The sequence below is a fragment of the Pareuzebyella sediminis genome (assembly GCF_008367235.1).
In the GTDB taxonomy this organism is placed as follows: domain Bacteria; phylum Bacteroidota; class Bacteroidia; order Flavobacteriales; family Flavobacteriaceae; genus Pareuzebyella; species Pareuzebyella sediminis.
Map to the genome: position 1 here is coordinate 34955 of NZ_VTZS01000007.1, position 12470 is coordinate 47424.

Annotated in this window: 8 protein-coding genes; all 8 read right to left on the minus strand. The window is 33.3% G+C overall.

Translation table 11 applies throughout. The features are described 5' to 3' along the window. Position 1: 1 nt before the first annotated feature. Genes F2B13_RS19440 through F2B13_RS19475 form a run of 8 tightly spaced genes read right to left on the minus strand, consistent with a single transcriptional unit; the run spans position 2 to position 12470 of the window. On the minus strand, positions 2–3889 hold the full coding sequence (locus F2B13_RS19440; RefSeq protein ID WP_149304904.1) for an ATP-dependent helicase: 3888 nt from the start codon (positions 3887–3889) through the stop codon (positions 2–4). Further along, entirely contained in the window at positions 3886–8058 is a 4173-nt protein-coding gene (locus F2B13_RS19445; RefSeq protein ID WP_149304905.1) for a DEAD/DEAH box helicase, read from the minus strand. The genes F2B13_RS19440 and F2B13_RS19445 overlap by 4 nt, the downstream gene beginning before the upstream one ends. A 33-nt stretch (positions 8059–8091) precedes the next feature. Then, on the minus strand, positions 8092–8454 hold the full coding sequence (locus tag F2B13_RS19450; RefSeq protein WP_149304906.1) for a hypothetical protein: 363 nt from the start codon (positions 8452–8454) through the stop codon (positions 8092–8094). Between the two features lie 13 nt (positions 8455–8467). Next, entirely contained in the window at positions 8468–9283 is an 816-nt protein-coding gene (locus tag F2B13_RS19455; RefSeq protein WP_149304907.1) for a GIY-YIG nuclease family protein, read from the minus strand. Positions 9284–9329: 46 nt separating this feature from the next. Next, a complete protein-coding gene (locus F2B13_RS19460; protein ID WP_149304908.1) occupies positions 9330–9878 on the minus strand; it encodes a hypothetical protein in 549 nt (182 codons plus the stop codon). 11 nt (positions 9879–9889) lie between these two features. Beyond that, a complete protein-coding gene (locus F2B13_RS19465) occupies positions 9890–10819 on the minus strand; it encodes a hypothetical protein (protein ID WP_149304909.1) in 930 nt (309 codons plus the stop codon). A 2-nt stretch (positions 10820–10821) separates the two neighbouring features. Then, positions 10822–11325: a hypothetical protein gene (locus F2B13_RS19470; protein WP_149304910.1), complete on the minus strand. Its 504-nt coding sequence runs from the start codon at positions 11323–11325 to the stop codon at positions 10822–10824. Positions 11326–11327: 2 nt separating this feature from the next. Beyond that, positions 11328–12470, minus strand: a complete 1143-nt coding sequence (locus F2B13_RS19475; protein WP_149304911.1) for a restriction endonuclease subunit S — start codon at positions 12468–12470, stop codon at positions 11328–11330.

Consider the following 12470-nt stretch of genomic DNA (forward strand, 5'->3'; position numbering starts at 1 on the left):
TTTATTCATTAAGTTCGTTCCCATATCCAGAAAAATCTATTAAATAAACGTAACCTCGATCTTTAGCTTCTGATGACCATTTTTTTGCATAATCTTTCTTATTTACAGAATCTGAATATTGGGTTTCCTCATACGTACTCACATAAATAGAAGAAACTATAAATCCGTTTACTTGTTGCATTTGCCCAAGCTTTCTTACCATGGCTAAAGATAACAAGGCAACTTTAGTATTATTAATAATAGCATACCAAAAAGTATGAACGCCATTTACGGTTGGCTTTAATGTTATTTGATCACCTAATTTGACATTATCTCTTATATACTCAAAAGAATTGCCTCCGTAATTACTTGCGCTCCAATACATAGTGAACTTATCTATACCTTCATCCACAGAAACACCATAATGGTTTCTAATTTGTTCTTGAGGGAAAGTAAATCCTTCTCCTCTATCCATAGCCAATTCCCTTTTAAATTTTATAGCTATAAGTCTAAATTTGGCACGGGAATAAGCAACATAATAAAGTCTTCTTTCTTCTTCTATTGCATCGGCTATAGCTATATTAACTTTATCAATCATTGGCAAATTTGAAAACGAAGGTGGTATAATAACAACATCAAACTCAAGCCCCTTTACCTTATGCATTGTAGTAATTACAAGTTCTTGGTCTTGAAAATTTTCAATTATACTACTTATGTTTTGCTGATAAATTTTTCCATATTGCCCATCATCACTTGATGCTATTTCTCTAATAAAATCAATTAAGTCAGAATAGGTTGTATCGTCCTCTTTCTCCCGGTCGAATTCCAAAACTATGCAGTGAAAAATATTCAACAGATAAGCGTCCCAATTAGGGTACTTCTGTAAAATATGTTTTTTTAACTCTTCTATTTTTGAAATATAATTACTTGGAAGTATTTTAGTAGATTTCTCCGCGAATTTAGAAATGAAGTAATAGAATTCCCTAGTTTTAAACAACGATCCCTTTGCTCCTTGAATTCGTAATCGAACATTTGGAATTTGTAGGTTATGAAGAATATTATAGGCCCTGAACACCTGATCGTTAGATCTAAACATAACTGCAATTTGTTTATATCTCACGCCATTTTCGTCTTCATAGTTGACAGCCTCCATCACTTTTGTCTTCCAATCGACTGGAGATTCTAAATAATTTATTATTTCGCAGTATTTTTTATTGCTTTTAGGAATTAGTTTCGCCTCTAGTTTAGGCATTGGAAATTTTGAATTATTCAGAGATAACAATTCTTCTGCTTGAACTAGAATTTCTGGGTAGGAACGATAATTGAGATTCAACTGTAATTCTACCGGCCCATATAACTCTTTAAATTCATCATAATAAGGTTTAGGGTCCATTACATCTCCCAAACCTGCCCTTTCATAACCATAGATACTTTGATTAGGATCTCCAATAACACATACTTTAGTTTGATCAGGATTAGCAATCCTTTTCAATAATTCAATTCGTTCTGAAGTTATATCTTGGAATTCGTCAATAAATATGTATTTAACTAATCCAAGCTTTTGATAAATTAATCCTGGTGATTCATTGGTAATATCCAAAAATGTGGATGCCCAATGTTTAAAATCAAGACCTTCAATTTGTTCAGCTAAACAAAATTTAATGAATCCATGAAAGGTAAAAACCTTTAATCTTTTAATGAGTTTAGCATACCCAAGTGCCTTAAAAATTCTTGTCAGTCTATCTTTCAACTCAACGACGACGGCCCTATTATAGGCTAGGATTAAAATATTTTCTGGTTTAATCTTTTCTTCTTGAATAAGTCTGGCGATTCTCAAAATAAGTGTGTGAGTTTTTCCGCTTCCTGGTCCAGCAATGACTTGTAAATTTTTGTCTATGGTCGTATTATATACCATAAGCTGTTTTTCATTAAGTTTATCTTTTTCCTTTTCCAGAGCTTCTTCCCTAAATGCAATTAGATTTGGATGATTCTCGCCAATTCGCTCTTCAAGCAAATTGATTAGGTCACTTAAACCCGCACATTTGAAATATCTTTTTATAAACCGATCATGATCGCGATGTTCTAAGCCAGATAAACATTCCAAAGCAATTAAGCGAAGTTCTTTCATCTTTGAACTTTCAATAAATTCCTGCTTTACATCATAGTCCTGAGAACCTTGTTTATCATCTTCGAAATCAGTGGTGTTTTTTATAAACAATTCGATGCCCATAGGCACCAAATCTCCTCCCCCTTTCAAATAACCAAGACCTTTTGAAATAAAGATTAGTTTTTGAAAGTATTCTTCCCCTCTATTTTCCAATCCCAATTCAAGGATTAAATCGACAATATTAAATTCTTTAATATTACGCTTGATATACTCTTCCGACACATAGCCTATTAGGCGTTCTAGGTCATCCTTGAACGATTTTAATTCTGTTAAGGGTTCCTTGTTTGATCTATACGCGTTATAAATTAATTGGGTAATAATGGGTTTATCATAGCCTTCCTCAACTTCGATAATAACTTTGTGCCTTATTTTTGGTAAGAAATTAATAAGCTTAAAAGCAAATTTAGACCGTTTTCTTTTAAAATCTTCTTTTAGTTTCTGGGCAACTTCATCTGATGTGAAGAATTCATTTTTCTTATTATTCTTTGGTTCCTTCCAAAATATATTATCAGAAATAAAATAATCAGAACTAACCTGTTTTACTAATTCATCAATTTCCTCTCCCCCCAAATTCACTTGATTGCCTAATTCTGAACAATCAATAAGTTCTTCCGCTAGATTGAACACAGCCTCTATTGTTGCTGAAGTACTTGTTGTTTCCCATTTATTCAACTCTTCCGTTCGAGAGATAGTTGGAGTTAATTTCATTTCCCTCTCCAATCGAATCAGTTTCGCTTTTTGAGACTTAAAAAGTATTTCAAAGAGTTTTGAATTTCCCTTAATTTTGGCTTTATCCTTGATATAACCCATATCAACCATCATGATTTCGGCATCAGGATAATATTTTGATTCGTACGTTTCAAGCACCGCATGGAATCTTTCAATATCATTACGATCCTCAACAGATTTTATATTGCTGAAATCCGGGTCGTTATCTAATAATTTTATGGGTAAATGAGTTGGGGTAAAAACGCCTAACTTAATTCTTCCGAGTTTTTCAAGCCAGTATAATACTACCCTAAAAAATGTATCCTTATTAAAAATTTCTTCATATTCAGAAAACATCTCTAGAAGGTCCAAGGGTAATGGGAATGCATTTTCGAAATCTGGTTCAACTTTCCTGAACTTACTAATGTATTTGAAAATGGTTTCACGCACTTGGTTTACCTGATTCCAGGTAATTTCATTCCTATGAAGGCGGTCCTTTTGATTTTTAAAATCTTGTTTTGTTATTAAACATTTTGATTGTAGAGGATTTTCTTCCGAATAACCAGCTTCTTCAAGCATTTTTGGATTTCTACCTGCCCTCCCAACTTCTTGCAAATAATCTTCAAAAGTGGATGAAGGACCGAAATGATATATAAAATGTATGTTTTTAATATCCATTCCCATACCAAATGCTTTTGTAGCAATCAATATGACTATTTTTCCACTTTTATAATTCTCGTATTTTTCTTCTCTATCAATACTATCTAAACCAGCATGATAATAATCTACCTTGTCCGCATAATCCAAATTTCGTTCTGCTAATGCTTCTTCAAGATTACTTGTAGCGTCTTCCGTACCTCTGCGGGTTTGAACAAATATCAAGACCTTACTTTGAGATTCGTCAAATCCTTGGTTTATTAGATCATCCGCGATTACCTCTCCCATTTCATCGGAATCCCCAACTATTTCAAAGGATAATTTAATATGCTTCCTGATAGGATTATATAAATTTTTTTGGTCTGGCCACTCTATCATGAAAATATGCGATTAAAGTCCTGATAAATTTTTTCTGAAACTGTCGCTGAAAACAACAACAATGGAATATCATTGGGTGATGCCAATTTTATTTTATACACCTCCTTGGCGCAATTAAAATAATCCGGTCTAAATTCATGCCCCCATTGCGATACACAGTGTGCCTCATCAAATACGATATACTCCAACCCACCATCAGATTGAAGTCTTACGTTTAAGGCATTCTTGAAAGATTTACTTCTAAAACGTTCGGGAGTGATAAACAATAAGGCAATTTCACCACCTGCTAAGGCCCTGTAGATTAACTGCGTGTCAGTACTTCTGTCAGCGTTTAAATACTCGACACTACCATAAAATCCTTTTTTCCATAAAGCGTCAACTTGATCCTCCATCAATGCTTTTAATGGGGTGACAACAATTGTCAATCGATTGGTAAATGTACTTTTGAAAAGAGCTGGGGCCTGAAAAAGCAATGATTTTCCTCCACCTGTGGGTAATGTTACTAAAAGATCTGTCTTTCCTGGTATGATTAAATCCAGATAAGGTTTTTGATAATCATACCAGCTATTTCCGTTTAAAAAAACCTGACTTAATATATCTTTTATTTCATTGGTCTCAAAGGGTAGGTCTGTTACTGGTTTAGCGCTGGATATATGTTTGTCCGCTTCTTTAACATCAGACTCATAGCTCTCATTATCTTGCCATAAATTCATGGATACTCTGCTCGCATTCCATAGAGAGCTTAAATCTGGGAAATCATTCACCCTTGGGTCCAAAATCCATAATTTATGATTGGGATTGGAATGGAAAAGTAGATTCCTATAATGTAAAATTTGTGGTAGGTGTAATTTCAATAAAAGAAAAGTGTCTTTAACCAAAGGTTTATTACCTTCAAAATAATCAACATCTTCACTGTCATTATCCTCCGAAATTAATTCTTCCGTATCATTTAGATTAGAATCACTTATTTCATTCTTTATTGTTTTGAATAAATTAGAATCCTGTGACACATAATAATTCTCTGTCAAATTAAAACTGTCAATAACAACATTCAATTCACCTAAATAATTCGCATTTATAATCCTACTAAGATTTTTAATGTCGTTAATGATAATTTTTTTTGTTTTGCGACTGTTATACAACAACTCCAATTGTCTTCCTAAAGAACTAGCGCTATCTGGAATATAATACCCTAAACTTCTAAAATAACCTTCCAAGACATCCAGTTCATCCGGACGTTGAATAAAGAGAACAGTAAGCTTACCAGGTATAATGGTCTGTTGAACTAATTCCTTCTGAAATACCCAATAACGCGAACGATATACGGATTCTGGATTGAATCTGATTACACCTTGACTATTTGATTTTGTAACATTTACCCTTGCAAAACAAGTTTGGTCCTTTTTGAAATCTTTAATATCTAGAGCTATAATTTTCTTCTTCTTGTAGGGTATGGTTTCTAATAATTCTTCCCAATTATAAGTACCCCAAATACGGTACTTTCCAAATAAATATTTTTCAATCCAGTATTTCGTGAGATGGTCCGGAATTTCAACACCTAAGTTCTCACATTGATTTCTTGAAACGGGTACATAACTTTGGCCTCCAGAAAATTTTAACCAGAAGTGATTGTCACTGTTCACATTTGCTAAAAAGTCTAGGTCAAAGTTTTTGAGCAACAGTTTTTGAGTGACTGAAATCAAATCTGGCTGTACTACAAAAATATCTATATCATCTAACCCTCGTAAATCTTCTGTGTAGTTATAGAGTTCGTCTGCGGTTAAGAACAACAAATTATCTTGAGACCAGTCTATGACTTGTTCTTTTTTAAATAATGAATGTATATCAAAGGGATGTTCTTCAAGTCTTATTTTGACCACTTGTGGTATATTCCCCCAATAAGCAATTCTATTCAGCTCTTTACATTGGTTCAAATAAGTAATCATTACTGATTTCAACCATAAATCAAGCCCAGAAGCATCCTTAAGATTTTCTGCATCTATTATGGCGAAATCCAAGTCTGATGTTCCTTTTTCAGAAAATTTAATATTTTGATATTCTAAAATATCACTCTTAAGATCAGCCGGACCAACAATTAATTTAATTTTAGCCTTAGATTCTTCCAATCTTTGTTTTAATTCTTTGACCACTCCTTTTAGCTTAGGCTGTGGTCTAAAAAATAATTTACTTCTTTTAATAATTTCCACCTTAGAAATCCAATCTAAATGTACTTTACCCTTTAGAGCTTCTATAGTGCTTACTATAGTTTCGGGTAGATAGGCCAGTAAGACTTTCATATTTTCATTCGGAGTCTTCAAGATTCGCATGACTTGATTGAGAAAAAGATCAAGGGTCAATTCAGCATCAGCCTTTGCGGCATGTTTTGTTACTAGAGCAAAATTCTTCTGATTTGGGTTGAGCAACACTTCAATCAAAAATGTATCCCATACTCTTCCTTCGTTGAATTCAACTCCTTTTTTTGCAAGCAAAGGACAGTCAAAGTCTACTATGTTATGGCCTAGCAGTATATTTTGTGCATTGCTGGCCACGCTGTTGAATAATTCCAGACCTTCATCTACTTGACTTTCATTTGAGAGATAGGTCCATTTCTCCAATTCATTCCATGCCAATTCGAAAATTACTTCCGTATCACTTTCGATATCAAAACTTACAGGGTATAGGGCATGTATCAACTGATCTTTAGCTAGTGCTAAAAAGCGGTTTAAATTATCTGGATTAGATAGCTCTTTTGTATCAGTAAAAATCTCTGCTAATTCATTGTCCTCTAATTTCTGAATGATTCTTTCTTGTGTTGACGCATCTTGTTCCGAAAATTTAGATAGGGCCTGACCCTTTGGAAATTTATTTGTTTTTTCAGCAACCCAGAACTGAAATTCAAGATCCTCGTTCAGACTATTGTTCAACTTGGGGTAGAAAGCGTCCTTTTCAGCATTCACGGAAAGACCTACCAGCTTTTCTAACGCTTCATAAACGGCTATAGAGTCAATAATCAACTCTTGTTCAAAATAGGTTGTTATTTCCTTAGAAATCCTTTCTATATGTGTAGGCTTTAAAAGTAATTCAAATGACAGAATGCTATTATCTTCAGCATTCACATCCTCTGCTGCCAATTCAAATTGAATACAGGCATCTATTAAATGTTCTTCCCAAAAATTAATAGGAATAGTGCCCTTTAACCATAATTCAAAAAACAGGAAGAACTGATCTTCCTGTTTCAGGTTGGCGTACGTAACTAGGTTAACATCTACTTCTTGCCACTTTTTCACAAAAGTTTCTATGGTATTTACCGTACTAAAAATCTTATTATTCTCAAGTTCATGATTGAATGGATCTAAGAAAGTTTCCTCGTATGTTGGCCTATCTACATTTGCCTTGTATGTTTTAAGAATATATAAGTCTTCTTCGGAAAACTCCTCTTTTGAAATTATTTGAAGTACATTTTTCTCAATCTTGGGGATAAGGACTTCCGTATTGGCTTCAACATTTTGCTTTTCGCAACGAATCTTAAAACGATCAAAGAATAAGGTGGTTACTCCAATGTTATCGTCATTACCAAAACCAATTGCTTTCGTATCATTAATAACCAATGGTTTTTCAAATGAGAGCCAATCAATAAACTTAGACCTACGATTACCAGGCACTACTGAGCCTTCAAAGAACGTAGCTTTGATTTTTGCAAGGTTAAATTTTTTAGATCTTAACTCACATAAAATAATTTGGCCCTTTGCAAGTGCAGCGCAGTCTTCTTGCAGCTTATAATCTGTATCATCTTTGGCATACAAATCTAAGTTGGCAATGGAGTTTAAATCATCTATACGCTTTACAAAGGCATGTTTTTGATCAGGGCCAATGAATTTAACATAGGCATAAAAGTAATTTTTAGAGGACTTGGTGGTTTTAGGCTTCTTCTTACTTGGTTCCGGTTTTGTATGAGCTTTTTTTGTGGGTTTTGATTGGATATTAATCTGGGTATTATCCTCTTCCTGATCATCAGCTTTTAGCCCTAATGAGTTTTCTATGATAGTACCCCATAATTCAGGAACATCATTAAGATGTTCTAGATTGATGGTGATATGCTTCTTTTTTAAAATTTCCGCAATGGCATCAAAATCTAATTTATATTTTTTCTCTAGTTCTTTAATGTTCATTCATATTACTTTACAGCCTCTAACCCCCTATTTTTAATATACTATCTCATCCTTAACAAACTTTGAAAAATCAAACCCGGTACCGCCTGATTTTACATCTCGTAAGTACATATACTTTTTGTCTGCTGAAATTTCAAGGTCTATTACGCCTTTATCTTGTCTTAGCCTAAAATGAGCATGTATGTCTTTAACAAAGCCTTTGGGCAGATAAACCCAGATGACTTTACCCTCTGTTCTTAAAAGTAAATTAACATCATCTCTAAATTTATGTGGTTTAATATTTAACCACCAGACCTCTTTAGAAACATTGATCTTGGAATAACTGGTATTTGAGCTGTTTAAACCAACATTTCTGTTTGTGTTAAGGAATTCGATAAGTTCTTTTTTATTGTTCATGATATGTATTCTATTAGTATCCTCTGGCTATCCATTTGCAATTATCTCTCAATTCTGTGACCTCTTTTAATCTACCAGGGTTCCCTGCTAAATTCAACAAAGGCCAATATGTTCTGAGCAATTCATTTTCTATATCATTAAGATTACCATCGGCCTCTATCCAATTCACTCTTAGATGTTTATTTATCCATTCTACAATTGCTTTCTGATGCTTTGATGAAAACTTGTAATTGTTCTGATTTTTCATACCAACTAATGAACCTTTTTCTGGGGCATAACCCAAAATAGCACCAAGGCTTCGAAAAAAAGTACCATGACCTTTTGCCCTTAATTCTTGACCTAACAATCGTTTCTTTAAACTTTGTGATGCCAAACCTATGTAAATGATGTTGTGACTTCTTTGTTGAAGAACTTTTACAAAGTTGGGTTGTAATTTTTCTGGATTTATTATGCGAATGCAATATAACCCTGGGGTATTGGGTATTTTGTTTTCAACTTTTGGTACAGCCTCAAAGTTTTTTGGATCCATTAAATTGTTCACCAATGAATCGAAATCATTCGAAGGCTTGTTTGCAACTTTGATCTTTGGTTGAATTCTGGTTTTTAATGGTACAATTCCGGTAATACTGGTTAGGAATATTATACCTTCTTTTTTAGTGAATAAATGCGGATAATTATTTACTCGCGCACTAATATGACTCCCTTTTATTGATGAGCCTTCACCTTTTCGATATAAGCCAGTTTGGTTAAGTGCGATTGCAATTACAGAAGCGGATAAAGGTCTACCTTTTTTTTTCAAAATGAAATGTATGGCTTCGTGTAAGGTCATAATTCAATTATTTGGACAATTATAAAATATTAATATTTTCCTTTTATTATCCAGAGCTTTGGTTAACTGATAATGAACCTTGAAAAATTTCGAGAAATTCAATAGTGTTTTTAAAGTCACTTTTATCAATATCTATTTCTAATTCCTTTAATGAATCTACATGGACCAACAAGTGCTCCTCTTTATCATTAACATCATAATCTAGATAGTCCATCAGAAATGTAGCGTATTTGTCTTTAAATAGGGATACATTTTTATTATACCATTTCTTTAAATCAGTTTGGGAATTTTTAATGGCATGATATTCTACTAGTAGCTTACTTATATAACTTTCGTTTCTTTGAAATTCGGAAACGGAATCAAGTTTTGTGTATAACTCTAGAAACTTTTCTTCATCCTTAGGATTCCAAAACAATGGAAGTCGTACGGATATGCCATCATCCATTTTTAACAAGTCTTGAGTCTGAACGTAAGAGCGACTTTCTTTGTATAACTCCCAATATTTTAAAAGCCAGAACTCTATCTTTACCATGCTATAAAAACCCTCTTCTTTAAGGTCTTCAAATTCTTTTATGTAATCAGATGGTGAGGTCATACGGTTTTATTCTAATCGAAATATTCAAAATATTTTTTGCTCAATATTCTATGTGAGTCCTCATAGAGCATTATTTCATGAACTGTAATGAGTTGCTTATTATCTGGTAGTAAATAATCGTTTACGTATATTATGGTACCTTCTATTTCAGAATACCTTGCAATGTTGCCTCTTTCATCTACTTTAAACTCTGAATTGGTTATATCCTCTAAATAATCTATTGTTTTATCGGGATTAATAGTGTACAAAAATTTCGATATTTCCTCACTTGGAGATTCTTTTTGGCTATGATAGGAAACAGTTTTTAGAATAAGCACTTGGATTTTCCCTGGATAATCATCAGTGTCAAAGACCTTAATTACCTCTTCTTCTGCATAGGTCATCAATTTTTCATTTTTGATGTTGGAGGTTTGTCCTTCAATCACATACATTGATTCCCTAATTGGCATTTGGTCCTTATAATCATATTCTATTAAACGTATTTCATTGTTCGTTAAGTTGGTGATTTTTCTGGATTGTATTGTACCATCATTATTAAGGTTTATATCTTCAATGGATAATAGGTTGTTTACGTCTCTAGGATATTCAGCGGATAGCTCTTCCGCTGTTACCAATCCACCTTTTAATTCTGTGGTTGTTCTACTATCATCAATTATTTCGGTCTGATATTCAAATATTCTATACCCCAGCTTATGGTATTCGTATTTTTTTCTTCGTTTTTCACTGGGAAAGCCATAAGACCTACTTATGCTAATCTTTTCATTGATGGCATTACCAGAGTCGTCAAAGTTAAATTCTGAGTGATAATTTTCGTCTAGGTCAAAGTTGCCAAATTTGACAAGTTTACCTTGTTCATTATATTCTCTATAATACCCGGTTGAGAACATACCATTACTTTGGTTAAATACTTTCGAAATGTACTTTAGTTTCTTTACTGTCATCGCTAAGACAGATTTATTTTTCGATAAATTTCAGCAGCTACTAATTTCGCCTTTTCGAGGTTTTCATTATTAAAATGAATTTCATTTTGAAACGCTGGCCATTTTCCTGTTTCTTGCCTTATTTTATAAACTAATTCTGCTTCTACTGCCTCTACAAATAGAATATAAGGTTTGTCGGCATTATCTTTTTTTCCTTTTAACTTTTGCTCGAAAACAAACACCATAAGTTTTAATTCATCTGCCTGTTTCCATTTATAACCGTGGTAGCCTTTTTTGCCATCTGCTTTTAAACCTTGGTTCAAACGTGTGCCAATAGACTGGCTAGCATACCCTACGTACACAGGCTTCCCATTATGTTGAAGTACATAAATCTTTGGAGTAAGTTTAGCCGTAACCGGTGCGGTAAAATTGGCAACCTTACCTTCAGACATTTTTTGATAAATGGTTCTATTTTTTTCATCGCCTGTAAGAAATAGGGTGTAGCATATTGGCCCTTTATAGTTCATATTTAAAACACCTGATTAATTAAACTCTTTTGTAAGGCTTTGGAACTTGAAATTTTTGATTTAATCACTCCTTGAACTTTTAATAATTGTTCCATTTGATTAAGTATTTCTTTTTCATTATTTGGAACTAAAATTTCATATTCTCCAATAATTTTATGACTTACCCTGGGCATTTTTGTGCCAAAACCTTGACTTGAAACATAATCTATAAATGCCTTACTATGAAAATGATATAAGACATACTCTTTAGACACTTTTTTAGTGTCATAAATCAATAATTCAGTTGTTGATAATGCATCAAAAGTTGCAATTATTGCTTTATCAAGGTAAGGTCTTAATTTGCTATAGCACAAGTCACCTTCATTTACGAGATTACATTGAGCTTTGACAGATTCAGTACTATCCCAGTTGTTTGTTGCAAATTCTCCAGATTCTAAATGTTCCAGACCTATATATTTATTTCTTGAATGAGGAACTTGACTTTTTTCCTTCTTTGGAATTAGGATTTGAGATAACTTAACTTTTTTTCCTGGTGATTCGTCAACTAAATTTTCAAAATGTATGTCTCTATGAATTTTAAGTTTATGCTTTAAATCAATCTCCCTCTCAACAACCTCATCCATAGCCCAAAGTAATTCAGAAAATTGGGCTTGTTGGTCTTTTGGTGGTAGTAAGAATTCGTATTTTGAAATATCCTTCCAATTGATATATGGATTCACAGAACCCTTTGAGTTTCGAATAGAATTTTCAGTGAAACCTTCCGACATCATTACAAAAGGGAGCAACCTTCTATCTATCTTTTTTTCATTTGCTTTAATTACCAAAGTGGTGTTTGATGTAATACCAGAAAAAGGAGCTATTACAACTTTTCTTAAATAGGTTCTTCTAGACCCATACAATATATCTCCATCATCAAACCTACGTATGAACGCAGGGCCTAAATATTCATCTTGCAAATCCCCCCATGACCTTAAATGAAGGTCTTCTGACCCCATATGCTCACCTTTTACGTATCTCGTTAATTTTGTATTTTCCCTATCAACTTTCTTTTTTTGCTGGATAGCGACATCTCCAAACTTGGTTAAAGTCCAATCCCTTTTATCTATTTGAAGCTCTCCTTTTATATTCTCTAATGCCCCTTCCAT